A 23,041-nucleotide genomic window follows, 5' to 3' on the forward strand; every position below is an offset into this window, starting at 1 on the left:
CCGTCGAGCTTCGGCTACTTGTGCGCGTTCCGGTCGGCGTCGGACGTGGGCGCCTTGTCGGCGGGCACGTCGAAGAAGGCGCTGGGGCTGGGCGGGCGCGCCACGCTGTTCTCCAGCGTCTCCGGCACGGGCGGCAGGGCCACCGGCGTCATCTGCGCCTTGGCTGCGGCCTCGGCCGCGAGCTTCGCGTTCTTGCGGCGGCGGTAGAGGAAGTAGCCCACGCCCAGCACCGCCAGCGTGCCCATCACCACCACCTGGCCGTCCTTCAGCTTGCGGATGACCATGTCCAGCTCGCCACCGAAGTGGAACCCGAGCCACACGAACACCGGCGCGGACAGCAGCGCCGCCAGGCCGTCCCAGAAGATGAAGCGCCAGTAGCTCATGTGGACGGAGCCCGCGGTGAAGTACGTCACCGCGCGCACGCCCGGCATGAAGCGGGCGATCATCACGATCTTCTGGCCGTGCGTGATGAAGAGCGACTCCACCTTCGCCCGCTTCTCCGGCGTGACGATCTTGGAGAAGAACCCCCCACCCTTCGCCCCCGGGTCGCGTCCCAGCCGCGTGCCCAGCCGGCGCCCCGCCAGGTAGATGAGGCTGTCACCCACCAGGATGCCCAGGAACCCCACCACCATCATCACGTGGACGTTGGCCGCGCCCTTGTGCGCCAGGAACCCACCGAGGATGAGCGAGATGTCCTCCGGCAGCGGCACGCCCAGGCCGCACGCCACCAGGATGGCGAACACGGTCAGGTAGGCGAAGAGGCCCTGGGAGTTACCGAGCAGGTTGGTGAGCAGTTCTTCCACGCGTCGTTCCGTCCAATCACTTCCGAAGGGCCGCTCGGCAACCACCCGGGCCGGCCCGTCCATCACCCAGCCATCAACCGGGTGGGACAGTTGAAAACTCCGGCCGCCCAGCTTCCCACCTCAAGCGCCCGCGCCCCACCACGAAAGCCCTCGGCCTTGTGCCTACCCACGCCCACGGTGTGCGACAGCCTGCGAGCCCGGAGGGGCTCCAGGCAAGCAGAGTAACCACCTCGGGTGCGGGTGGCAGCGTCCTGGCTGCTTTCCGGCCTCCGGGCAGGAGCCCGACGCCACCTGTCCGACAGCCGGGGTCAGCTTCCCGGGGCCCGCGCCACGAGCGTGCGCAGCATGTCCCGGTTGTCCCGAGCCTTCGCGCCGAAGTGGCTGACGATGCCCATCAGCAGCTTGATGCAGGCCTGCGGCTTCGCCGCGAGCAGCTTCTGGAAGTCCGCGGCGCGGATCTCCAGCGCCATGACGTCCGTCTGCGCGGTGGCGGAGCACAGCCGCTCCCCCTTCTGCACGAGCGCGAGCTCGCCCAGGGGCTCACCCACCGTCACCTCACCCAGCGGGATGTCCTCGCCCGACGGGCTCCGGGCGCTCAGCCGCACGGTGCCCTCGCCGACGATGAGCAGCGAGTCCCCCGGCTTGCCCTCGGTGAACAGCGACGTCCCCTTGGGGAAGGCGCGCGACACGGCCGCCGCCGCGAAGATGGAGATGCCGGTGTCGGTGAAGCCCTTGAAGAGCGGACAGGCCTTCAGGGTCGTCTCGGGCACGAGAGCCATGGGGGTGTTCCTAACACGCACAGCGTGGCCGCGTCAGCGGCTGGCGCGGTGTTCGGCGGCGGTGTGCACGTAGTGGAGGGCGGACTGCACCAGGAACTCGCGCTCGCCGTCGTGGATGGGGCGCTTCACCTTGCCGGGCGAGCCCACCACCAACGACCCCGGTGGAATCTTGGTCCCGGGCGTCAGCAGCGTGCCCGCGCCGATGATGCAGTCGTCCCCCACCTCCACGCCGTCCATCAGGATGGCGCCCATGCCCACCAGCACCCGGTTGCCCACGACACACCCGTGGAGGATGACCCGGTGGCCCACCGTGCAGTCGTCGCCCACCGTCGTGGAGTCACCCTGGCTGGTGACGTGCACCATGGTGAGGTCCTGGATGTTGGTGCGCTTGCCGATGCGGATGGAGTTCACGTCCCCGCGCAGCACGGAGTTGAACCAGATGGACGAGTCCTCGCCCAGCTCCACGTCGCCCACCACCTGGGCGGAGTCCTCGATGAAGCAGCTCGGGTGGACGCGGGGGGACACCCCGCGAAACGGCTTCAACGGCATGGGAGTACCTCCGACGGCGGGACAGCGGCGGAAGCGTCAGGCCTCCGCCGGCACATGCAGCGGCACGGGCAGCTCCACCGCCGGCGGCGTCACGGTGGGGGCCTGGAGCATCGCCACCTGCTTGCCCGCGAGCTGGTTGGGCGTGGCGCGCTCCACGTGCACCTTCACGATGGAGCCCGCCGGAGCGTCGCCCTCGAAGTTCACGGTGCGGTTCTCCGGCGTGCGGCCGAAGCGCTTGGTGGCGTCGTAGCGCGAGCGGCCCTCCACGAGGACCTCCACGTCCAGCCCCACCTGCGCCTGGGTGTACTCGCCGCTGATGCGCCGCTGCAGCTTCTGCAGCCGCTCCAGCCGGGCCACCTTCACCTCGTGCGGGATGGGGCCCCAGTCCTTCTCGCGCAGCGCGGCGCCCGTCTTGGGGCGCGGGCTGTACACGAAGGAGAACTGGTTGTCGTACTTCACCCGCTCCGTGAGCTGCATCGTCATCTCGAACTCTTCCTCGGTCTCTCCGGGGAAGCCCACGATGATGTCCGTGGTGATGGCGATGCCGGGCCGCGCCGCGCGCAGCTTCTCCAGCCGCTCCATGTACTGCTCGACGGTGTAGTCGCGGCGCATCATCTTCAGGATGCGGTCGCTGCCGCACTGCACGGGCAGGTGGAAGTGCGGAGCAATCTTGGGCTGCACGCGGAAGGCTTCAATCAGCTCGTCCGACAGGTCGTGCGGGTGGCTCGTGGTGAAGCGCACGCGCTCGATGCCCGGCACCTCCGCGGTGCGCAGGAGCAGCTGCGCGAAGCTGATGCCGCCCTGGTACGAGTTGACGTTCTGGCCGATGAGCGTGACTTCGCGCACGCCCACGCCGGCCAGGTCCGCCACCTCGTTGAGGACCTCCGGGAAGTTGCGGCTGACCTCGCGGCCACGGGTGTGCGGGACGATGCAGAAGGAGCAGACGTTGTCGCAGCCCTTCATCACCGTGACGAACTCGGACACCTTGCCTCGGGACGTCTCCGCGTCAGCGCGCGGGAAGACGTACTCCTCGGAGTCCACGAAGGCCGTCTCCACCACGCGCTCGCGGGCGTCCTGCACGCGGGCGATGACCTCCGGCAGCTTCGCGATGTTGTCCGGGCCGAAGACGAAGTCCAGGTACGGGACCTTCTTCAGCAGCTTGTCCTTCTCCTGCTGGGCCACGCAGCCGCCCACGCCCAGGATGGCGCCGCGGCTGGCCTTCACGGCGCGGTAGCGCCCCAGCGCGGACAGCATCTTGTCCTCGGCCTTCTCCCGGATGGAGCAGGTGTTGAGGATGATGAGGTCCGCGTTGTCCGCCTCGGGCGTGGGGACGTAGGACATCTTCGACAACGCCTCGCTCATGCGGAGCGAGTCGTTGACGTTCATCTGGCAGCCGAAGGTGTGGATGAAGTAGCGCTTCATGGGTGGGCCTTGAAGGAAAACGGGCCGTTATGGAACGCCCGGACGCGGAATGCAACCGGGCGGACACTCCGGGTCATCCCCGGCTGAGCACCTTCGTGAGCCGGGTGTGCAAGGCCAGGATCTCCGCCTCGCGCTCCCGGAGCAGGGCCACCGTCTCCACGCCGTACCGCCGGCCCAGGGCGTCCGTCTCCCGCTCCTGCTTCACCAGCTCGTCCTGGACGCGCTTCTTCACCTCGGCCACCTCCGGCCCGGAGCGCGACTCCAGCTCCGTCAGCTTCGAGCGCAGCCGCTGCACCGTCCACCGCCGCCCGCCAAAGGCCCGCAGCACGGCGCTCCCCCACTCCGCCGCCTTCACGTCCAGGCCGCTCGTCTCCAGCCCTGCCTTCGCCGCGCGGGCCATGGCCTCCGGGCCGGCGTCCGCCTCCACGTGCGCCAGGAAGGTCTCCTGGTAGCGGACCAGCGCGTCGAGCAGCGCCTTGTCCACCGGGCGGGACGCCATGCGCAGCGTGCGGTCGTCGGCGGCGTCGAAGTCTGGACCGCTCTCCACGTTGGGGACGTCCTGGTAGTCGTCGAAGAAGGACGGGGCCATGGGGCTCCTCTGCGTTGGGAAGCGGGGTTTCAGACGGGGACGAGCTGGTCCGCGATGCGGGCCAGGTCCGACACGGAGGTGACGACGACGGCCTGGGTGCAGTGCTTCTCGTAGGTGAGCATCTCGCTGTCGCCGATGCCCCAGTTGCCCCGGTCCTCGGGGCAGATCCACAGCACGCGCTTCGCCTTGCGCTTCAGGTCCTTGAGGGCCCAGGCGTTGCTCGCGTTGTAGTTGTTGCGGCCGTCGCCAATGATCATCACGGTGGTGCGGCGCGTGATGCTGCCCAGGTGGTCGCGCGTGAAGTCCGCCAGCGCACGGCCGTAGTTGGAGTTCGCGCTCATGGACACGGTGCGCCCGGCGGTCGCCGCGTCGATGGCCTCGCTCACGTCCAGGTCCTTGAAGAACTGGGTGACTTCCCCCACGTCGGACACGAAGACGAACGAGCGCACGCGCACGAACAGCGACTGCATCGTGTGCATGAACAGCAGCATCATCCGGGACGTGTTGCGGACGGAGTCGGACACGTCACAGAGCACCACCAGCTCCGGGCGCTCCGGCCGGCGGGTGCGGAACACCGGCACCATGGGCACGCCGTCCCAGGGCATGTTCCGGCGCAGCGTGCGCTGGGCATGGAGCGACCCGCGCCGGTGCGACCGCTGCTTGCGGATCATCCGGCTCTTGAGCTTCTCCGCCATCGTGCGGACGGCGGCCTCCATCTGGTCCACCTCCGCCTGCGTGAGCAGGTGCAGCGGCTTCTCCGTGACGGCATCCGTGCGGCGGCGGATGCGAGCCTCGGACTGACGTTTCACCTCGGCGCGAGCGGCGTCTTCAATCTTGCGCATCGCCGCGGCCACGTGGCGCGAGACGATCTCCACCCCTTCGGCATGGAGCCCGCGAGCCTTGAGCTCGTCCTCCAGCGACTTCAAGTCGGAGCGCGCCCGCTCCATGCCCGCGGCCGCGAGCATCCGCCGCGTGAAGAACCCCGTCTGCAGCGGGCTCTCCAGTTGCCCCAGGTCCAGCTGGAGCGACGCCTGACGGAAGATCTGCGCCAGCCGCGCGCGGTCGCCCGCGAGGAGCGCCTGCGCCAGCGGGGACATCTCCGGGGCCAGCAGGTTCATCTGGTAGATGACCATCTTCAGCAGGTCGCCTTCCAGGTAGCCCTCTTCCTCCAGCTGCTTCGCCAGCGATGCGTCGATGGCCTCGAACGTGCGGGCCGCGCCGGAGAAATAGAAGTCGAACGCGCGGCGGAAGGTCTCCACGTCCAGCTCGCGCTTCACCAGCGTGGTGCGCAGCACGGAGCGGAACAGCGCGCGGTCCTGGACGCCCACCTCGGCGGTGGCGCGCAGGGCGTCCTGCACCTCGGACGTGCTGACGCGGACGCCGTTCTGGCGAAGCACCTCCGCGAACTCGACGATGCGCGCGTCCATGGCGTCAGGCCTCCCGCTCGAAGGACATCACCGCTTCCACGTGGTGCGTCTGCGGGAACATGTCCACCACCTGGAGCGCCACGGGCTTGTAACCGGCCTCCACCAGCCCCGCCGCGTCGCGCGCCAGCGAGGCCGGGTCACACGCTACGTACACGACCCGGCGCACATTCAGCGCGCGCATCCACTTCGCCAGGCCCGGAGCCCCGGCACGCGGCGGATCCGCGAGGCACAGGTCGAACGAACGCCCCTCCGCCACCAGCCCGTCGCACACCTTGCGCGCGTCACCCTGGACGAAGCGCACGTTGGCCACGCTGGCCTCGCGAGCACTCCGCTGCGCCAGCTCCACGCCCACCGGGGAGGACTCCACGCCCAGCACCGACCCGGCCGTGCCGGCCAGCGGGAAGGTGAAGTTGCCGTTGCCGGAGTACAGCTCCAGCACGGAGTCCGTCTCCTTCGCGCCCAGCTCGTACAGGGCCGCGGTGACGAGCCCCACGTTGGCCTCCGCGTGCGCCTGCGCGAACGCATCCGGCCGCAGGTACACCGGCACCTCGGGGCGCAGCGGGGACAGCGAGCGCAGCACCGGCCGCCCAATCAGCCGCGCCGAGCCCTCCTTCGGCACCAGCACCGCGCCCTCCAGCCGCAGGGCCCGCACAGCGGCCTCCGCCGCCTCCAGGTGCCGCGCCGTCACCGTGCCGCTGAGGTTCACGGCGAACGCGGCCTTGTCGCCCTCCGCGAGCAGCAGGACCTCTTCCGTGTCCTTCGCCAGCGGCTTGAGCAGCGGGGCCAGCTTCCCGGGCAGCGCGGTGAGCACCGGCGTGAGCGCGGGGCAGACGTCGATGGGAATGCGCTCATGCGTGCGTCGGCCGAAGTAGCCGAGCGCCCCCTTCCCCGCCCCGTGCAGCACCGCGCGCCGCCGGTAGCCCCAGTCGCGCGGCGCCACCATCAACGGCCGCACGGTGAACGCCGAGCGCTTCAGGTGGCCCAGGTGCTCCAGGGTGGAGAGGACGATCTCCTGCTTCGCGGACCGCTGCGCCGGCACCGCCAGCTCCAGCCAGTCACAGCCGCCGCACGCGTCCGAGTACACGCAGCGCGACGCCACGCGCTCCGCACCGTCCGTCAGCACCTGGCCCAGCAGGCCACGCAGGACCTTGCCCTGGGCCTCCAGGTGGACGCGCACGGTGTCGCCGGGGAACGCGCCAGGGACGAAGACGGTGCGTCCCTCCCATGAGGCCACGCCCTCCCCGAGCTGGCCCAGCCGTTCAATCGTCAGTTCAATGGGAGCTTCGGGCAGCGTCGTCATCGCAGGCGCACTCGCGGGGGCCGCCTGGGTGGGGCCGCCCTACTTCCGGGTCGCACTGCCACGCTCGTCCGCCGGCAGGGCTTCCCGCAGGCGCTCCACGAACGCTTCGATGCGCGACCGCTTCTCGTCGTCAACGTCCAGGAACTCCACCGCCATCCCCGGCACCTCCGCGCCCGTCGTGCCCTGCGCGTTGGTCCGGGTCACCTTCCCCGACAGGTCCACCGGGAAGCTGGCCCCCGGCAGAGACACCAGCAGGCGCACCACCGTGCCCACCGGCAGCGGCTGCTGCGTGTTGATGTAGAGCCCGCCGCGCGACAGGTTCACCGCCCAGTCCGTCACGAAGCCCGCCACCGTGCGGTACGCCACGGGCAGCTCGTGGTCGATGCGGTGCGCGCGAGGCGCGGGGACGGGCTTCTCCGAAGTGTCGGCCATGAGGTGCTCCGTTCCCCGGGGGAAGGTGGCTTCCGTCCGCCTCCAAGAATTGGCGGGGAGACGGAAGCGCACCCTAGCACCCTACGTCAGGCGGGAAACTTCATCTCGCGCAGGTCGGGCGCGATCTTCAGCTTCGGCTCGGTGAGCTGCTGCACCCGTTCCACCGTCAGTCCTGGCGCCAGCTCCCGCAGGACCAGTCCTTCGGACGTCACGTCGATGAACGCGTGGTCCGTGACGATGTGGTGCACGCACTTGAGGCCCGTCAACGGCAGCGAGCACTTCTTCAAGATCTTGGGCTGCCCGTCCTTGTTGGCGTGCTCCATGGCCACGTAGATGCGCTTGGCACCGACGGCCAGGTCCATGGCGCCGCCCATGCCCTTCACCATCTTGCCGGGGATCATCCAGTTGGCCAGGTCACCCTCTTCGCTGACCTCCATGGCGCCCAGCACGGCCAGGTCGATGTGGCCGCCGCGGATCATCCCGAAGGACAGCGCGGAGTCGAAGAAGGCGGAGCCCTTCACCACCGTCACCGTCTCCTTGCCCGCGTTGATGAGGTCCGGATCCTCCTTCCCCTCCTCCGGATACGGCCCGATGCCGAGCAGGCCGTTCTCCGACTGGAGCACCACCTCCACCCCGGGCGGGATGTAGTTGGGGACCAGCGTGGGGATGCCGATGCCCAGGTTCACGTAGAAGCCGTCCTTCAGCTCCTGGGCGATGCGCTGCGCGATCTGTTCACGAGTCAGGGGCATGGCTCAGGACGCCTTCTTGCGGACGGTCCGCCGCTCGATCCACTTCTGGAGGTTCTGCGCCTGCACGATGCGGTGCACGAAGATGCTCGGGATGTGCACCTGATCCGGGTCCAGCTCTCCCGGCTGCACGATGTGCTCCGCCTCCACGATGGTGACCTTGGCGGCCATGCACATCATGGGCGTGAAGTTCCGCGCCGTCTTGTGGAACACCAGGTTGCCCCAGGTGTCCGCCTTCCAGGCGTGGACGATGGCGAAGTCCGCCTTCAGCGGCGTCTCCAGGACGTGGAGCCGCCCGTCGATCATCCGCGACTCCTTGCCCTCCGCCACCTGGGTGCCCGCGCCCGTCGGCGTGAAGAACCCGCCGATGCCGCAGCCCCCGGCGCGGATGCGCTCCGCGAGCGTGCCCTGCGGGTTGAGCTCCACCTCCAGCTCACCGGAGAGGAACTGCCGCTCGAACTCCTTGTTCTCCCCCACGTAGCTGGCGACCATCTTCTTCACCTGCTTGTTCTGCAGGAGGACGCCCAGCCCCAGTTCCGTGGTGCCGCAGTTGTTGGAGATGATGGTGAGGCCCTTCACGTTCTTCTTGTGCAGGGCCGTGATGAGGTTCTCGGGGTTGCCGCACAGCCCGAACCCACCACTCATGAGGGTGATGTTGTCCGGGATGTCGGCGACCGCCTCGTCCGCGCTCGCGTAGACCTTGTTCATGCGGGCGGTGTCCTCTTCAGCGCTCGACCATCAGCGCGATGCCTTCGCCGCCGCCGATGCAGAGCGACGCCACGCCGCGCTTCTTGTCCTGGTCCTTCATCGTCTGCAGCAGCGTGACGAGCACGCGCGTGCCGGACGCGCCAATCGGGTGGCCCAGCACCACCGCGCCGCCGCGCACGTTCACCTTGGAGGGCTCCAGGCCGAGGATCTTGTTGTTGGCGATGGACACCACGGAGAAGGCCTCGTTGATCTCCCAGAGGTCCACGTCCTTGGCGGTGATGTTCTGCTTCTTGAGCAGCGCGTTGATGGCGTCCGCCGGCGCGATGGTGAACTCCACCGGCTTGCGAGCGGCCTGCGCGTAGCCCTTGATGCGGCCCAGGATGGTGCGGCCCTCGGCCTTCGCGCGCTCCTCGCTCATCAGCACCACGGCGGCGGCGCCGTCGTTGATGGAGGACGCGTTGGCGGCCGTCACGGTGCCGTCCTTCTTGAACACCGGCTTCAGGCCCGGGATCTTGTCCGGCTTGGCGTTCTTGGGGCCCTCGTCCTCGGAGACGGTGGTGAACTCATCCGGCTTCTTGCCGGGAATCTGCACGGGGACGATCTCCGCGGTGAACAGGCCTTCCTTCTGGGCCTGGATGGCGCGGCGCGTGGACTCCAGCGCGAACTCGTCCTGCTGCGCGCGGCTGATGCCCTGCGAGGTGGCGCACTCCTCGGCACAGTTGCCCATGTGGACGTTGCCGTACACGTCCCAGAGGCCGTCGTGGATCATCGCGTCCTTGAACTCCACGTTCCCCATGCGCGAGCCGCCGCGCATGGTGTGGCTCAGGTAGGGCGCGTTGGACATGGACTCCATGCCGCCCGCGACGACGACGTCCGCGTCACCCAGGGCGATGGACTGCGCCGCGGCGATGACCGTCTTGAGGCCGGAGCCACAGACCTTGTTGAGGGTGACGGCCGGCACGGACTCCGGGATGCCCGCGAAGATGGCAGCCTGACGGGCAGGCGCCTGTCCCACGCCGGCCTGGAGGACGTTGCCCATGATGACCTCCTGCACGGCCTCCGGCTTCACGCCCGCGCGCTCCAGCGCCGCCTTGATGGCGATGGCGCCCAGCTGCGGGGCGGTGAGCTTGGACAGCGCTCCCTGGAAGGAGCCGATGGGGGTACGGGCCGCGCCCACGATGACGACTTCACGAGCCATGGAACTGTCTCCTTGAGAGGGGAACCGGAACCGCTGGAAAGGTTTGGATGCGACTTATCACGGGCGGTTTCGGGCGAATCAAATGGAAACGGCCGGGCTCCCGCATGGGAACCCGGCCGCCATCCACTTCAAGACGTGGGGCTGATTACTTCTTCAGCTTGCTCGCCATCACGTCGCCCAGGCGGGCCTTGGACCCTTCCGCCTGCTTGCGCAGGTACTCGCGGTAGTCCTCGCCCTCGCCGATGAGCGCCTTGATGGACAGCGCCACCTTGCGGTCCGGGGTGTTGATGTCGATGAGCTTGACCTCGACCTCCTGGCCCTCCTGCACCACGTCGCGGGGGTTCTCCACGCGCTCTTCCTTCAGCTCGGAGACGTGGACCAGGCCTTCGATGCCCGGCTCGATCTCCACGAACGCGCCGAAGTCGGTGACCTTGGTGACCTTGCCCTTCACGCGGCTGCCCACCGGCAGGCGCTCGGACAGCGTCTCCCAGGGGTCCGGCTGGAGCTGCTTGATGCCCAGGCTGAAGCGCTCGTTCTCGACGTCGATGTTGAGGACCACCGCCTCGACCTCGTCGCCCTTCTTGAACATCTCGCCCGGGTGCTTGATGCGCTGGGTCCAGGAGATGTCGGACACGTGCACCAGGCCGTCCACGCCCTCCTCGACGCCGACGAACACGCCGAAGTCGGTGACGTTGCGGATCTGGCCCTTGATGACGGAGCCGATCGGGTACTTGTCCTCGAGCAGCGTCCAGGGGTTCTGCTCGATCTGCTTCATGCCCAGCGCGATGCGCTTGGCCTTCGGATCGATGTCGAGGACGACGGCCTCCACCGTCTGGCCGACCTCCAGGATCTTGGACGGGTGCTTGAGGCGCTTGGTCCAGGACATCTCGGACACGTGCACCAGGCCCTCCACGCCCTGCTCGATCTCGATGAACGCGCCGTAGTCCGTGATGGACACGACCTTGCCGGCGACGCGGGTCCCGACGGGGTACTTCTCGTCGGCGCGGTGCCACGGGTCCTCCTGGATCTGCTTGAGGCCCAGGCTGACGCGCTCCTGCGCGGGGTCGAACTTGAGGACGACGACGCGCACTTCGTCACCGACGTTGAACATCTCGCTGGGGTGACCGATGCGGCCCCAGGACATGTCGGTGATGTGGAGCAGGCCGTCGATGCCGCCGAGGTCGATGAAGGCGCCGTAGTCCGTGAGGTTCTTGACCACGCCCTTGAGGACCGCACCCTCCTTGAGGTTCTTGAGGGTCTCCTTCTTCATCTCCTCGCGCTGCTTCTCCAGCAGCACGCGGCGAGAGAGGACGATGTTGCCGCGCTTCTTGTTGAACTTGATGACCTTGAACTCGAATTCCTTCGAGATGTACTGGTCAAGGTTGCGCACAGGGCGGATGTCCACCTGGGAGCCGGGGAGGAACGCCTTCACGCCGATGTCGACGGAGAGGCCGCCCTTCACGCGTCCGACGATGGTGCCCTTGACGATCTCATCACGCTCGCACGCGGCGGAGATCTCGTCCCAGATGCGCATCTTGTCGGCCTTCTCCTTGGAGAGGACGACCATGCCGGTGTCGTTCTCGCGGCTCTCCAGGAGGACCTCGACGGGGTCACCGGACTTCACGGTGACTTCACCGCGGGGATTGGTGAACTCGGAGATCGGGACCTGACCCTCGGACTTGTAGCCGATGTCCACGATCGCGAAATCCTTCGTCACCTGCACGACCGTGCCCTTGACGATCTCGCCTTCCTTCAGGATTCCGTCGCCGCCACGCTCCTTGAGCGAGGCCTCGAACATCGCCGCGAAGTCTTCGTCACCGCCGTCGATCTGCTGGTTCACGTTCTGCTGCATGAAGTGGAAGTCCTTGGAACGGTACAACTGCCCCCTGTTGGAATGGGTGCGCGGCCGTCTGCGGGGAGCGACGGATGACCGCGGATGTCCCCTGAATGGGAACGCAAGGCTGGTTGGAAGCCGCGCACCCTAGACACCTGGGTTTCCGGGAGTCAAGTGGAGCGCCGCGCCATGTGGTGATCCGTGTTCTATGAACCCCCGGCCGGGTCCGCATCTGTCCTACCCGGCCGGTGCCCCCTGCCCGCTCGCCCTGTGTGGGACAAGCGGAGCGCTACCCCTCGCGCCGGAATGTTTCCCGGGCGATGACCATGCGCTGCACCTCGCTGGTGCCCTCGTAGATGGTCTGCACGCGCGCGTCGCGGAAGTAACGCTCGACGGGGAACTCGTCGATGTAACCGTAGCCCCCGTGCAGTTGCACGGCCTTGTCCGCGACCTTGTTGCTCATCTCGCTGGCGAAGAGCTTGGCCATGGAGGCCTCGCGGGTGAACGGCTGGCCGGCCTCCTTGAGGGCGGCGGCGCGCAGGGTCAAGAGCTCCGCCGCGTCCAGCTGGGTGCGCATGTCCGCCATCATGAAGCGCGGGCCCTGGAGGTCCGCCACGGCCTGGCCAAAGGCCTTGCGGTCCTTGGTGTAGGACACGGCCGCCTCCAGCGCCGCGCGGCCGGTGCCGCACGCCTGCGCCGCGATGCCGATGCGCCCGCCGTCCAGCGCCATCATGGCCAGGCGGAACCCGTCGCCCTCCTTGCCCAGGAGGTTGGCCGCGGGGACTTCACAGTCCTCGAAGGTGAGCCCCACGGTGTTGGACGCGCGCAGGCCCATCTTGTCCTCGTGCTTGCCCACGTGGAGGCCCTTCGCGCCGCCCTCCACGATGAAGCAGGACAGGCCCTTGTTGCCGGCCGCGCCCGTGCGGGCCCAGACGACGATGACGCCCGCGTAGGCGCCGGAGGTGATCCACTGCTTGCTGCCGTTGAGCACGTACACGTCGCCGCGCTTCACGGCGGTGGTGCGCATGGCGCCCGGGTCGGAGCCCGCGTGCGGCTCGCTCAGCGCGAACGCGCCCACGATGGCCTCACCCGACGTGATGCGCGGGACGTACTTCTCCCGCTGCGCGTCGTTGCCGGCCGCGTGGACGAGCTCGCCGCACATGTTGGTGACGGCCATGGCCACGGCCACGGAGGCGTCCGCGGCGGCCATCTCCATCATGGCCAGCGCGTAGGACACGACGCCGGCCTCCGCCCCGCCGTACTTCCCGGGCAGGTTCACGCCCAGCAGGCCCACTTCCGCCAGGGCCTTGAAGACTTCCGGGTCGAAGCGCTCCTCGCGGTCGGACGCGCGGGCATGCGGGGCCACGCGCTCGCGGGCGAACTTGCGAGCGGTGTCACGGATGAGCGTCTGGGTCTCGGTGAGGTCGAAGTTCACGGGCGCGGGTGTCCTGGTCGCTACTCGATGGCCTTGAGGTTGAACGGGTACTCGATGGGGTGGTCGCGGCCGTCCGGGGGCTTGGGGAAGTCCATGGACGACAGCACCGCCACCACGCAGTCGTTGAGGCCCGCGTCCTTCAGCGTGCTGCCGTGCTTGTCGATCTTCGCGCTGCGCACGGTGCCTTCCGCGGTGATGGTGAAGGTGGTCCGCAGCAGGCCCTCCACCTTCTTGTCCTTCTCCACCATGTGGTCCTCGTAGCACTCCTGGATGCGAGGCATGTGGTGGGCCATCACCTGGCGGATGGAGTCCGGGGTGAAGGGCAGCTTGCTGACGTCCAGCCCGTCGTCCTTCTTGGGGGCCGGAGCCTGGGTCGTCTCCGAGGCCTTGGGAGCGGGCGTGGCCGCCGCCTTCTTCTTCGACGTACCCTGGGCGAGCGCCAGCGGAGACGCCAGGCCCAGGGACAGGAACAGCACGGGGAGGAGCGCGCGCTTCATGGCGGGTGACTACTCCTTCAGCAGGTTGGCGGAGATGACGATGCGCTGGATCTCGCTCGTCCCCTCGTAGATTTCGGTGATGCGCGCGTCGCGCACGTGGCGCTCGGCGTCCATCTCCTTGCTGTAGCCCATGCCGCCGTGGATCTGCAGGGCCTTGTTGGCCACGCGGCTGGCCATCTCGCTGGCGTACAGCTTGGCCATGGCGCTCTCCGGGCTGTGACGCACGCCCTTGTCCTTCATCAGCGCCGCGCGCCACACCAGCAGGCGGGCCGCGTCGATCTCCATGGCCATGTCGGCGATCATGAACTGGATGGCCTGGTGGTCGCGGATGGGCTTGCCGAAGGTCTTGCGCTCACCGGAGTAGCGGACGGCCTCCTCGAACGCCGCGCGCGCGATGCCCAGCGCCTGGGACGCGATGCCGATGCGGCCGCCGTCCAGGGTGGACATGGCGACCTTGAAGCCCTCGCCCTCCTTGCCCAGGCGGTACTTCTCCGGCACGCGCATGTCCTCGAAGAACATGGAGCAGGACCAGGCGGCGCTGATGCCCATCTTCTTGTCGGGCTCCGCGCGGGTGAAGCCGGGGGTGTTGGTGGGCACGAGGAACGCGGTGATGCCCTTGTTGCCCGCTTCCTTGTTCGTCATCGTGATGAGGACGATGGCGTCGGCCTTGGGGCCGTTGGTGATCCAGTTCTTGGAGCCGTTGATGATGTACTCGTCGCCGCGCTTCACGGCGATGGTCTTCTGGGCGGCGGCATCGCTGCCGGCCTCGGGCTCCGTCAGGCCGAAGCAGCCGATCTTCTGGCCGCTGGCGAAGGGCTTGAGGAACTGCTCCTTCTGCTCGGGGGTGCCGAACTTGGACACCGGGTCGCAGTAGAGCGAGTTGTTCACGCTCATGATGACGCCGGTGGAGGCGCAGCCGCGCGAAATCTCCTCCATGGCGATGGCGTAGCAGACGTTGTCCAGGCCCGCGCCGCCCCACTCCTCCGGCACGGCGATGCCCAGGAGCGACAGCTCCGCCAGCTTCTTCACCGCGTCCGTGGGCCAGGCGTGCTGTTCGTCCCACTTGCGGGCGTTGGGGATGAGTTCCTTGGCGGCGAACTCGCGGCACAGCCGCTGGATCTCGCGCTGGATGTCGGTCAGCTCGAAGTTCATGGTGGACCTCCCATAGTACGGGGTCCGCCCCGGGGCTACTCCGAAGACGTCCCCCCGTCCTCCGGAGGAGGAATCCGCGTCCCAAAGAACATCGCGAGCGGCACCGTGACGTCGAAGGACACGTCCGTCCGGGCCCCCGCGTCCGTCCACGCCCTGCGCACCACCACCGACACCGTCCAGGGTTGGGTGTCCCGGTGCCGTTCAATCAGGTCGTACGTGAGCCCCACCCCGGCCACCCCACCCTTGCCGTCTCCGCCCCACACGCCCGCCCCCTCGGCCAGCACGCCGAAGCGGTACGCGTCCGGGAACGCATACGCGCGGGCCCCGGCGAGCAGGCGGAAGGTGGACGGCCGCAGCCGCAGCTGGGGCTCCACGAAGGGTGACAGGATGAGCGTGGGACCCAGCACGCCGGGTACGTCCAGGGGCGGTGTGGCCCAGGGGTGGATGGGCCAGGAGAGCACCCAGTGGGCGCCGTCGCCCCACTCCCGGCGCAGGTCCGGGATGGCGGGCTCCAGGAAGCACAGCGTGTAGAGACACAGCGTGCGCTTCCAGGACACCAGGGCCGGGGCGCGGGGCTCACGCTCCTCCGCCCGGGCCGGCGGCGTGGCCAGGAAGCACAGCAGGCTCCCGGCCGCGACCGCGTGCTTCACGTCACTTGCCCTGGAAGTTGGCCGGACGCTTGGCCAGGAACGCGGCCATGCCCTCGCGCTGGTCCTCTGAACCGAAGAGGACCGCGAAGCCCTGGCGCTCCAGCTCGTTGGCGGCGCGCAGGTCCTGGTCCGCGCCGTACTCCACCACGCGCTTGGCCTGGGCCACCGCGAGCGGGCCGTTCTTCAGGATCTTGGCGGCCACCGCCTTGCAGTGGGCCATGAGCTGATCCGCGGGCAGGACCTCCAGCACCAGGCCGATCTCCTTCGCCTTGGCCGCGTCGATGCGGTCCGCGGTGAAGAGCAGCTCCTTGGCGCGGGCGCGGCCCAGCAGGCGCGTGAGGCGCTGCGTGCCGCCGAAGCCCGGGATGACGCCCAGGGTGACTTCCGGCACGCCCAGCTTCGCCTTCTCCGACGCGTAGATGAGGTCGCAGCCCAGGGCCAGCTCCAGGCCGCCGCCCAGCGCGAAGCCGTTCACGGCCGCGATGGTGGGGATGGGCAGGTTCTCCAGGGACGCGAAGACGTGGTGTCCCAGCGCGGAGAACTCCCGGGCCTGCGCGGCGCTGATGGTGGACATCTCCGCGATGTCCGCGCCCGCGACGAAGGACTTGTCCCCGCCGCCGGTGACGATGAGCGCGCGCGTGTCGTCCTTCAGCGAGCGCAGCGCGTGGTCCATCTCGTGGAACGTGGCGCTGTTGAGCGCGTTGAGCGCCTTGGGGCGGTCCACGGTGAGGATGGCGATGGCGCCGTCCTTCTCGAACTTGATGTTCTGGTAGTCCATGTGCGTGGTGTCTCCGGGGGCTTAGTACTTGTAGAAGCCGCGGCCGCTCTTCTTGCCGTACCAGCCGGCGTCCACGTACTGACGCAGCAGCGGGCACGGGCGGTACTTGGAGTCACCCAGGCCCTTGTGCAGGACCTCGGCGATGTAGAGCACCGTGTCCAGGCCGATGAAGTCCGCCAGCTGCAGCGGGCCCATGGGCTGGTTGGTGCCCAGCTTCATCGCGGTGTCGATGTCCTCCGCGGTGCCCAGGCCCTCCATCAGCGCGAAGCAGGCCTCGTTGAGCATGGGGATGAGGATGCGGTTGACGATGAAGCCCGGGTAGTCCTTGGAGACCACCGTCGTCTTGCCCATGCGCTCGGCCATCGCGCGGATGGTGGCGTAGGTCTCATCGCTGGTGGCCGCGCCGCGGATCAGCTCCACGAGCTGCATCACCGGCACCGGGTTCATGAAGTGCATCCCGATGACGGCCTCGGGGCGCTTCGTGGCCGCGGCGATGCGGGTGATGGGGATGGAGGACGTGTTGGTGGCGAGGATGCCGCCGGGGCGGACGACCTCGTCCAGCTCCAGGAAGATGCGGCGCTTGAGGTCCTCGTTCTCCGTGACGGCCTCGATGGCGACGTCCACGTCCTTGGCCTCGCGGGCGCTCGTGAAGGTGGCGAGGTTGGCTTCCGCGGCCTGCTGCTTCGCCGCGTCCAGCTTGCCCTTCTCCACCAGCTTCTTCAGGCCGGCCTTGATGCGGTCCGCGCCCTTGGCGAGTCCGTCCTTGTTGACGTCCACCAGCGACACGCGGAGGCCCGCCTGGAGCGCCACCTGCGCGATGCCCGCGCCCATCTGCCCTGCCCCGACGACGACGATGTGTTCCGTTGCCATGGCGTCTTCTCTCCTGTGCCGGCGGCCATAACGCACGCCCCCAGGAGGGTCAACGACGGTCAGCGGCTGGTGGCGGGCAGTCTTGGCTGGCGGACGATGGCCTCACCTTCGCCCACCGTGAGCCGCTCCTCCACGCGCACGCGCGGTTCGCGGCCCTCCACCTTCACGAACAGGAGCGCGCGGAAGGTCCCCTCTGGCAGGCGCATCTTGAACGTCACCTCCGGGGGCGGGCCGTTCGCGAAGAAGCGCTCCTCCCGCTTGAGGATGTGCTCCTCGTCATCCAGCACCTGGAGGTCCAGGGCGCGCGCGCTGCTCCAGCCATCCCCGGTGAGCTGGAAGATGATCTGCCGCTCCGGCAGGTCCGTGGCCTTCCACAGCCACAGGCCCACGGCCACGATGGCGATGAGCGCCAGCCGCTTGATCAGGGGATGGGTGCGCCAGCCTCGGCGCGGTGCTTCCTCCGCCACGTCCCTACTCCCGCTTCGAGCGCTTGGAGGCCGGCCGGCGCGCGTTCACGTCGGTGATGACCACGCGCGCGGTGGGCGCCTCCGAGGCCTTCTTGCTGGCCTTGGCGTGCGGCTCCGGCGCGGGCGCCTCTTCCGACTTCTCCGATGGCACCAGGCGGATCTGCGCCTTGACCTCCACCGTCATGCCGGAGAGCAGCTTGAGGAACTCGTCGCGCAGCTTCTCCGACTGCATGAAGCGGCGGAGCTCCTCCGTGACGACGCGGCTGATGTCGTCCTTGGTCTTCTCCGCCTGGGAGAGGATGAAGCCCAGCGCCTCCTTGGGGAGCTTGAGCTGGCCGGCGAGGGCACGGATGCCCTCCTCGCCCATGAAGACCGCGCCCATGCCGGCCACCGCCATGCGCCGCACGAAGTCCGGCACGAAGCCGCCCGAGCGGCCCTCCCGTCCGGGCTGCTGCTCCGAGTCGTCGTCGAACAGCGGATCAGGCGGGAGGTCGTCGTTGCCGGCCGGGGCCATGCGGGGTCTCCTTCGCTTCAGTTGAGCCCTACCGGGCCTGCATCACCGGCAGGGGCACGCTCTTCATGGTCTGCGCGGACACGCGCCCCGCCACGGCACGGGCGACGTCCTGGAAGGCCTTGGCCTCCGGGCTGTCCTTGTGCCCCACCACCACCGGCACGCCGGAGTCTCCCGCCTCGCGCACCTTGAGGTCGAGCGGGATCTCCCCCAGGAATGGGATGCCGAACATCTCCGCCGCCTTGTGCCCGCCGCCGTGGTTGAAGATGGGCGTGCTCTTGTTGCAGTGCGGGCAGACGAACTGGCTCATGTTCTCCACGATGCCGAGCACCGGGATGTGGACCTTGTCGAACATCTGCTTGGCGCGCACCACGTCCGCCAGCGCCACGTCCTGCGGCGTCGTCACCAGCACCGCGCCCGCGGCCCGCACGGACTGCGACAGCGTCAGCGCCACGTCGCCCGTGCCGGGGGGCAGGTCCAGGATGAGGTAGTCCAGCTCTCCCCAGTTCACGTCGCGCACCAGCTGCATGAGGGCGCCGTGGAGCATGGGGCCGCGCCAGATGAGCGCCTGATCCGCCTCCACCAGGAAGCCGATGGACATGATCTTCAGGCCGTGGGCGACCAGCGGATCCAGCGTCTTGCCGTTGGGGCTCACCGGGCGCTTGTCCGCGGTGCCTGTCATCAGCGGCACGGAGGGGCCGTAGAAGTCCGCGTCCAGCAGGCCCACCTTGGCGCCGTGCTGCGCGAGCGACGTGGCCAGGTTCACCGCCACCGTGCTCTTGCCCACGCCGCCCTTGCCTGCGCCCACGAGCAGGATGTTCTTCACGCCCGGCAGCAGCGCCCCGCCACCGGAGCCGCCCGCGACGCCGCGCACCTGGGCGCCCCACTCGATGTCGAAGGACTTCAGGCCCGGGACGGCCTTGAGCGCGGCCTCCGCGTCCGCCTGGATCTTCCCCTTCATGGGACAGGCAGGCGTGGTCAGTTCGATCTTCAGCTTCACCGTGTCACCGGTGACGCGCACGTCCTTCACCATCCCGGCCTTCACCAGGTCGACGTGCAGCTCGGGATCGATCACCTTCGACATGGCCGTCATCACATCGGCCTGGGACACGCTCATCGGGACACCTGAAACCTTTTGAAAACAGGCGTTTGCACGCTTGAAGGGGGGCGGAGATTGCCAGCACTCCGGGGGCTGTCAACGTCGTTTAACGCACATCTCCGGAGGCCGCCCGGCCTTCCACCGGGCCCGGACCGCGCCCGGCTTCTGGGCGTCATTCAATGGCCGCCACGCGGTACTCGCCGTCCTCCAGCACCAGCCGCACGGCGCGCTCGCCGCCCAGGGGGAACAGGGCCTCGCCGGCCGCCACGCGCACGTGGGTGTTGAGGGCCAGCCGGGCGCGGCGCAGGCGCTCCTTCGCAAGGGGCTCGCGCTCGAAGTCGTCCTTCAGGCGCTCCGGCGTGTAGCGGGCCCTCAGCGGCGAGGCGAGCAGGCCCCACGCGCCCTTCCAGTCGCGGGACTCCACCTCGTCCAGGAACTTCTTCAGCGCCGCCCGGGGCACGTCCGCAGGGCGCGACTCCACCACGCGCCAGTCCTCGCCCTGGCGGGCCAGCGTGACGGACGAGGCCCGGGCCTCCAGCACGCCCGCGCCCGTGCGGACGGCGGCGGCGCGCTCCTTGCGGGCGGCTTCGTCGGAGAACTCCTCCAGGAAGGCACCCTCGCCCTCCGGGCCGCCGGTCGTCAGGCGGTAGGCGTCCGACAGCCGGTTCTCCTCCAGCGCCTTCGCGTAGGCCTCCGCCACCGAGGCTGGTTCGCGCGAGGCGGTGGCGCAGGCGGTGCCCAACAACAGGAGGCTCAGGGGAGCGAGGCGGGTCATCACTGGCGCGGCAGGGTAGACCCCGGCCCCGGGGCGGGCAATCTCCCCGCGGTGCGCAGGGCTCCAGGCGGGCGGGCGGCGCGCGGTGGTTCAGCGTTTCAACAGCCGGAACAGCCAGATGACCAGGTCCGCCAGGTCGACGCCGTCCGACGCGTCGAAACTGGGCAGGGTGCTCGGGTCGCGGCTCCTGGGGAGGCTGGCGCCGGACACGGCGCCCTTCGGGCGGTGTTCGCCGCAGTAGAGGTCGCCGTTGAACGCGTGGGCGTGGACCACGGAGACCTGGATGCCGCACTGGACGCAGGCCAGGGGGGAGCGCACGCCCAGGCCACCCGTGGGTGAATCCGACGGCGGCAGCGCGGCCGTGGCGCCCGGGGCCTTCCACGGATCCGCGCCCCCATCCGTCGCGGGGGCGACCTCCCAACCCTTGGCCACGGGCGCGGCCTTCGGGGCCGTCACGGTGGCGTTCTCCAGGGCCTCGAACTTGCCCGCGTCCAGCCACGTGCCGCCGCAGTGCGTGCACAGGTCCACGTTGCAGACGCGCGCGTTGACCAGCGCCAGGCGCGCGCCGCAGCCGGGACAGCCCACGGGCTCGCCGTCGCAGGTGGCACAGAGGGCCCGGGCGCGAGGAATCAGGTGCCCGCCCTTGCGGCACCGCGACGCGGCCTGCTTCGCCGCGTTCACCAGCGGCTTGAGCGACGGCCGGTCCGGGAAGCGCTCCAGCTCCCCCCGGTCGAAGTACATGCCGTCACAGCGAGGGCAGACGTCCACCTCCACGTCGGAGGCCTGGACGACGTTCAGCGGCTGGCTGGGGCAGACCGGGCAGGAGCGGGCCATGCGGCGCATGCTAAGGGGCCGCCCCTCCCGGTGAAAAGGGAGCGCGGCCTACTCGATGCGATTGGACGAACCGGAGCGCTGGAGGCTCCAGGCCGCGGTGCAGAACGCGTACGTGGCCGGGTGCGCCGCGCCCATCAGCAGCTTGAGCAGCGACAGCTTCGCCTGGGGGCCGCCGTAGCGGACGATGTCGAAGTCGTCCGACGGAACGCGCGCCTCGTCCAGCGCGTGGCGGCAGACCTCCTCGAAGCCGCCGATGCGGTCCACCAGCCCCGCGTCCTTCGCGCGCACGCCCGAGTAGACGCGCCCCTCCGCGCGCTGGTGGATCTCCTCCTTCGTGCGGCCGCGCGCCTGAGCCACCAGCTCCAGGAAGGACTGGTAGCTCTCCTCCACCTCGCGCTCCAGCGCCGCGCGCTCCTGCGGCGTGAAGCCTCGCGACGAGGAGAAGAAGGCCGCGTTCTCCCCTCGCGCCAGCGTGGTGCGGTGGATGCCCAGCTTCTCCAGCAGCTCGCCGTACTCGAACTTGCCCACGAACACGCCGATGGAGCCCACGACGGCGTGGGGCGCGGACCAGATCTCCTTCGCGCCGATGGCCGCCATGTAGCCGCCGCTCGCGCAAATTTGATCCACGTACGCGATGACGGGCTTCTGCTTCGCCACGCGCTTCACTGCTTCCAATATCTGCTCGGACGCGAGCGCGGATCCGCCGGGGCTCGCCACGGCCAGCACCACCGCCTTCGCGCGCTTGTCCCGGCCCGCCTTCCGCAGCGCCTTCACCACCGTGTCCGCCGCCGCGAACCGGCCTGCCCCGCCGCTGCCCGGGACGATGATGCCCGCCACGTCCACCAGCGCCAGCCGGGGCTTGCGGCGCAGCCGGCGCCACTTCACCGGCGGGAACGCGAGCGTCGCCAGGTACGCGTCATACGTGGGCACCGGCGGCTCCTCGTCCTTCTTCGCCTCCAGGCCCAGGTGCGCGCCCAGGTCCGCCTCGTGGACCAGCCCGTCCACCAGCCCCGCCTCCAGCGCCCGCTTCGCGCTGTAGGGCCCCGCGTCGATGAGCGCCCGCGCCTCGGCCGGCGTCTTGCCCCGGTCGCTGGAGATGGCCTCCACCAGGGTGGCGTAGCGCTCGTCCAGGAAGGACTCCAGCGTCTGCCGCTGGATGTCGGACACCTTGCCGTCCGTGAAGAGCTCCGGCGCCGTCTTGTAGTCGCCGCGCCGGGCGAAGTGCGCGTGGATGCCCACCCGGCCGAACGCCTCGCCCAGCACCGTGGCCTGGGCCGCGTAGCCCACCAGCTCCACCCGGCCCATGGGAGCGAGCAGCACCTCGTCCGCCGCGCCCAGGACGGGGTAGCCGTCCGTGTCCACCATCACCGCCCAGGACACCACCCGCTTGCCGGCGGCCTGGAAGTCCGACAGCAGGCCGCGCAGGGCCTCCCGCCGCGAGTCCGGGATGCCCAGCCCTTCAATCTCCAGCAGGACGCCCTCCACCTTCGGATCCGCGGCCAGCACCTTGAGTGCGCGTCCCAGCGCTTCCAGTGAGGTCGCCGTGGCGGGCTCCACCGGGGTGCCGCCCAGGCGGAAGCGCGGCACGGGGCGCGGGCGGTACGGAAGGTTGCCGGCGAGCCGGAACCGGATCCACGTGGGTCGCTTGCGCGCCGCCATCAGACGGAAGGGCAAGCCCAGGAGCAGCCGCAGCCCCAGGAGGAGGTTCGCCAGCAGGAGGAAGGGGAGCCGGAGCATCCCGCGCGCCTAACGCCCTGCGCCGGGCGAAGCAACCCCTGTTCACCCGCCCCGGGAGGCTCTGTTAGGCTCAAGGCCCATGCCCTCCCCCTCCCTCCCCCGGCTTGTTCTCGTCCTCGCCCTTGTCTGGGGCGGCGCTGTCCTGGCGCAGCCCCAGCGCCGGCAGCCCCAGGAGTTCCAGGAACGCAAGGAGTTGACCCAGGCAGAGAAGGACGCCGCCAAGGCGCGCGCCATGGGCAACAACCTCAACGGCTATGGCAAGGACGTGCAGATCAAGGAGACGCCCATTCCCTGGATGGCCATTGGCCTCGTGGGCATCGTCTTCCTCGTCGCCACGCCCTTCGCCATCCGCGCCTACCGCGGCACCGTGAAGGAGATGGCGGACACCAACACCTTCGGCGCCCGCGGCAACGCGACCGAGGACGAGGCCTAGCGCCTCGCCTGCCGTC

General features: G+C 69.4%; 25 protein-coding genes. 1 reads left to right on the forward strand and 24 read right to left on the reverse strand.

The annotated features are described in order from the left end of the window. Positions 1–14 precede the first annotated feature (14 nt). The 24 genes from JYK02_RS33180 to sppA form a co-directional block, all read right to left on the reverse strand. Positions 15–803 carry a VTT domain-containing protein gene (locus JYK02_RS33180; protein WP_207056923.1) on the reverse strand — a complete coding sequence of 263 codons (789 nt, stop codon included), beginning with the start codon at positions 801–803 and terminating at the stop codon, positions 15–17. A 308-nt stretch (positions 804–1,111) separates the two neighbouring features. After that, positions 1,112–1,582: a Crp/Fnr family transcriptional regulator gene (locus JYK02_RS33185; protein ID WP_207056924.1), complete on the reverse strand. Its 471-nt coding sequence runs from the start codon at positions 1,580–1,582 to the stop codon at positions 1,112–1,114. A gap of 33 nt (positions 1,583–1,615) precedes the next feature. Next, on the reverse strand, positions 1,616–2,131 hold the full coding sequence (locus JYK02_RS33190; RefSeq protein WP_207056925.1) for a gamma carbonic anhydrase family protein: 516 nt from the start codon (positions 2,129–2,131) through the stop codon (positions 1,616–1,618). 36 nt (positions 2,132–2,167) lie between these two features. Beyond that, the gene (gene miaB, locus JYK02_RS33195; RefSeq protein WP_207056926.1) at positions 2,168–3,553 is read right to left on the reverse strand and encodes a tRNA (N6-isopentenyl adenosine(37)-C2)-methylthiotransferase MiaB; all 1,386 of its coding nucleotides are present in this window, start codon (positions 3,551–3,553) and stop codon (positions 2,168–2,170) included. Positions 3,554–3,626: 73 nt separating this feature from the next. Next, the gene (locus tag JYK02_RS33200) at positions 3,627–4,142 is read right to left on the reverse strand and encodes a hypothetical protein (RefSeq protein WP_207056927.1); all 516 of its coding nucleotides are present in this window, start codon (positions 4,140–4,142) and stop codon (positions 3,627–3,629) included. A gap of 29 nt (positions 4,143–4,171) precedes the next feature. Next, positions 4,172–5,569, reverse strand: coding sequence for a VWA domain-containing protein (locus JYK02_RS33205; RefSeq protein WP_207056928.1), 1,398 nt, complete (start codon positions 5,567–5,569; stop codon positions 4,172–4,174). Positions 5,570–5,573: 4 nt separating this feature from the next. Then, complete coding sequence (locus JYK02_RS33210; protein WP_207056929.1) at positions 5,574–6,869, reverse strand: class I SAM-dependent RNA methyltransferase; 1,296 nt, start codon at positions 6,867–6,869, stop codon at positions 5,574–5,576. Between the two features lie 39 nt (positions 6,870–6,908). Beyond that, positions 6,909–7,301, reverse strand: coding sequence for a PilZ domain-containing protein (locus JYK02_RS33215; protein ID WP_207056930.1), 393 nt, complete (start codon positions 7,299–7,301; stop codon positions 6,909–6,911). An 86-nt stretch (positions 7,302–7,387) separates the two neighbouring features. Further along, positions 7,388–8,050 carry a CoA transferase subunit B gene (locus JYK02_RS33220; RefSeq protein ID WP_207056931.1) on the reverse strand — a complete coding sequence of 221 codons (663 nt, stop codon included), beginning with the start codon at positions 8,048–8,050 and terminating at the stop codon, positions 7,388–7,390. A 3-nt stretch (positions 8,051–8,053) separates the two neighbouring features. Continuing rightward, positions 8,054–8,755 (reverse strand): CoA transferase subunit A, encoded by a 702-nt coding sequence (locus tag JYK02_RS33225; protein WP_207056932.1) that lies wholly within the window; start codon positions 8,753–8,755, stop codon positions 8,054–8,056. Positions 8,756–8,771: 16 nt separating this feature from the next. Next, complete coding sequence (locus tag JYK02_RS33230) at positions 8,772–9,953, reverse strand: thiolase family protein (RefSeq protein ID WP_207056933.1); 1,182 nt, start codon at positions 9,951–9,953, stop codon at positions 8,772–8,774. Positions 9,954–10,098: 145 nt separating this feature from the next. Next, positions 10,099–11,805 carry a 30S ribosomal protein S1 gene (locus tag JYK02_RS33235; RefSeq protein WP_014397002.1) on the reverse strand — a complete coding sequence of 569 codons (1,707 nt, stop codon included), beginning with the start codon at positions 11,803–11,805 and terminating at the stop codon, positions 10,099–10,101. A 271-nt stretch (positions 11,806–12,076) separates the two neighbouring features. After that, positions 12,077–13,222 carry an acyl-CoA dehydrogenase family protein gene (locus JYK02_RS33240; protein ID WP_207056934.1) on the reverse strand — a complete coding sequence of 382 codons (1,146 nt, stop codon included), beginning with the start codon at positions 13,220–13,222 and terminating at the stop codon, positions 12,077–12,079. Between the two features lie 20 nt (positions 13,223–13,242). Beyond that, positions 13,243–13,719 (reverse strand): AgmX/PglI C-terminal domain-containing protein, encoded by a 477-nt coding sequence (locus tag JYK02_RS33245; protein WP_207056935.1) that lies wholly within the window; start codon positions 13,717–13,719, stop codon positions 13,243–13,245. Positions 13,720–13,728: 9 nt separating this feature from the next. After that, entirely contained in the window at positions 13,729–14,871 is a 1,143-nt protein-coding gene (locus JYK02_RS33250; protein WP_120530068.1) for an acyl-CoA dehydrogenase, read from the reverse strand. A 35-nt stretch (positions 14,872–14,906) separates the two neighbouring features. Continuing rightward, positions 14,907–15,521 (reverse strand): hypothetical protein, encoded by a 615-nt coding sequence (locus tag JYK02_RS33255; protein ID WP_207056936.1) that lies wholly within the window; start codon positions 15,519–15,521, stop codon positions 14,907–14,909. A 1-nt stretch (position 15,522) separates the two neighbouring features. Next, positions 15,523–16,299 carry an enoyl-CoA hydratase-related protein gene (locus tag JYK02_RS33260; RefSeq protein WP_207056937.1) on the reverse strand — a complete coding sequence of 259 codons (777 nt, stop codon included), beginning with the start codon at positions 16,297–16,299 and terminating at the stop codon, positions 15,523–15,525. A 21-nt stretch (positions 16,300–16,320) separates the two neighbouring features. Continuing rightward, positions 16,321–17,169, reverse strand: a complete 849-nt coding sequence (locus JYK02_RS33265; RefSeq protein WP_207056938.1) for a 3-hydroxyacyl-CoA dehydrogenase family protein — start codon at positions 17,167–17,169, stop codon at positions 16,321–16,323. Positions 17,170–17,228: 59 nt separating this feature from the next. After that, on the reverse strand, positions 17,229–17,636 hold the full coding sequence (locus tag JYK02_RS33270; protein ID WP_207056939.1) for a hypothetical protein: 408 nt from the start codon (positions 17,634–17,636) through the stop codon (positions 17,229–17,231). 4 nt (positions 17,637–17,640) lie between these two features. Next, on the reverse strand, positions 17,641–18,150 hold the full coding sequence (locus JYK02_RS33275) for a hypothetical protein (protein WP_207056940.1): 510 nt from the start codon (positions 18,148–18,150) through the stop codon (positions 17,641–17,643). A gap of 28 nt (positions 18,151–18,178) precedes the next feature. Further along, complete coding sequence (gene apbC / locus JYK02_RS33280; RefSeq protein ID WP_207056941.1) at positions 18,179–19,264, reverse strand: iron-sulfur cluster carrier protein ApbC; 1,086 nt, start codon at positions 19,262–19,264, stop codon at positions 18,179–18,181. A gap of 154 nt (positions 19,265–19,418) precedes the next feature. Further along, positions 19,419–20,021 carry a hypothetical protein gene (locus JYK02_RS33285; protein WP_207056942.1) on the reverse strand — a complete coding sequence of 201 codons (603 nt, stop codon included), beginning with the start codon at positions 20,019–20,021 and terminating at the stop codon, positions 19,419–19,421. Between the two features lie 90 nt (positions 20,022–20,111). Beyond that, positions 20,112–20,855, reverse strand: coding sequence for a zf-TFIIB domain-containing protein (locus JYK02_RS33290; RefSeq protein ID WP_207056943.1), 744 nt, complete (start codon positions 20,853–20,855; stop codon positions 20,112–20,114). 48 nt (positions 20,856–20,903) lie between these two features. Then, positions 20,904–22,592, reverse strand: a complete 1,689-nt coding sequence (gene sppA, locus JYK02_RS33295) for a signal peptide peptidase SppA (protein WP_207056944.1) — start codon at positions 22,590–22,592, stop codon at positions 20,904–20,906. Between the two features lie 79 nt (positions 22,593–22,671). Between sppA and JYK02_RS33300 the strand changes: the two genes are divergently transcribed. Next, complete coding sequence (locus tag JYK02_RS33300) at positions 22,672–23,025, forward strand: hypothetical protein (protein WP_207056945.1); 354 nt, start codon at positions 22,672–22,674, stop codon at positions 23,023–23,025. The last annotated feature ends 16 nt before the right edge of the window (positions 23,026–23,041 follow it).

The sequence above is a fragment of the Corallococcus macrosporus genome (genome assembly GCF_017302985.1).
Taxonomy (GTDB): domain Bacteria; phylum Myxococcota; class Myxococcia; order Myxococcales; family Myxococcaceae; genus Corallococcus; species Corallococcus macrosporus_A.

Bases quoted from the DNA above. Each gene is read 5' to 3' on its own strand.
- JYK02_RS33185 (WP_207056924.1), bottom strand. From the start codon at position 1,582: ATGGCTCTCGTGCCCGAGACGACCCTGAAGGCCTGTCCGCTCTTCAAG.
- JYK02_RS33190 (WP_207056925.1), bottom strand. From the start codon at position 2,131: ATGCCGTTGAAGCCGTTTCGCGGGGTGTCCCCCCGCGTCCACCCGAGC.
- miaB (WP_207056926.1), bottom strand. From the start codon at position 3,553: ATGAAGCGCTACTTCATCCACACCTTCGGCTGCCAGATGAACGTCAAC.
- JYK02_RS33200 (WP_207056927.1), bottom strand. From the start codon at position 4,142: ATGGCCCCGTCCTTCTTCGACGACTACCAGGACGTCCCCAACGTGGAG.
- JYK02_RS33205 (WP_207056928.1), bottom strand. From the start codon at position 5,569: ATGGACGCGCGCATCGTCGAGTTCGCGGAGGTGCTTCGCCAGAACGGC.
- JYK02_RS33210 (WP_207056929.1), bottom strand. From the start codon at position 6,869: ATGACGACGCTGCCCGAAGCTCCCATTGAACTGACGATTGAACGGCTG.
- JYK02_RS33215 (WP_207056930.1), bottom strand. From the start codon at position 7,301: ATGGCCGACACTTCGGAGAAGCCCGTCCCCGCGCCTCGCGCGCACCGC.
- JYK02_RS33220 (WP_207056931.1), bottom strand. From the start codon at position 8,050: ATGCCCCTGACTCGTGAACAGATCGCGCAGCGCATCGCCCAGGAGCTG.
- JYK02_RS33225 (WP_207056932.1), bottom strand. From the start codon at position 8,755: ATGAACAAGGTCTACGCGAGCGCGGACGAGGCGGTCGCCGACATCCCG.
- JYK02_RS33230 (WP_207056933.1), bottom strand. From the start codon at position 9,953: ATGGCTCGTGAAGTCGTCATCGTGGGCGCGGCCCGTACCCCCATCGGC.
- JYK02_RS33235 (WP_014397002.1), bottom strand. From the start codon at position 11,805: ATGCAGCAGAACGTGAACCAGCAGATCGACGGCGGTGACGAAGACTTC.
- JYK02_RS33245 (WP_207056935.1), bottom strand. From the start codon at position 13,719: ATGAAGCGCGCGCTCCTCCCCGTGCTGTTCCTGTCCCTGGGCCTGGCG.
- JYK02_RS33250 (WP_120530068.1), bottom strand. From the start codon at position 14,871: ATGAACTTCGAGCTGACCGACATCCAGCGCGAGATCCAGCGGCTGTGC.
- JYK02_RS33260 (WP_207056937.1), bottom strand. From the start codon at position 16,299: ATGGACTACCAGAACATCAAGTTCGAGAAGGACGGCGCCATCGCCATC.
- JYK02_RS33265 (WP_207056938.1), bottom strand. From the start codon at position 17,169: ATGGCAACGGAACACATCGTCGTCGTCGGGGCAGGGCAGATGGGCGCG.
- JYK02_RS33275 (WP_207056940.1), bottom strand. From the start codon at position 18,150: ATGGCCCCGGCCGGCAACGACGACCTCCCGCCTGATCCGCTGTTCGAC.
- apbC (WP_207056941.1), bottom strand. From the start codon at position 19,264: ATGAGCGTGTCCCAGGCCGATGTGATGACGGCCATGTCGAAGGTGATC.
- JYK02_RS33285 (WP_207056942.1), bottom strand. From the start codon at position 20,021: ATGACCCGCCTCGCTCCCCTGAGCCTCCTGTTGTTGGGCACCGCCTGC.
- JYK02_RS33290 (WP_207056943.1), bottom strand. From the start codon at position 20,855: ATGGCCCGCTCCTGCCCGGTCTGCCCCAGCCAGCCGCTGAACGTCGTC.
- sppA (WP_207056944.1), bottom strand. From the start codon at position 22,592: ATGCTCCGGCTCCCCTTCCTCCTGCTGGCGAACCTCCTCCTGGGGCTG.
- JYK02_RS33300 (WP_207056945.1), top strand. From the start codon at position 22,672: ATGCCCTCCCCCTCCCTCCCCCGGCTTGTTCTCGTCCTCGCCCTTGTC.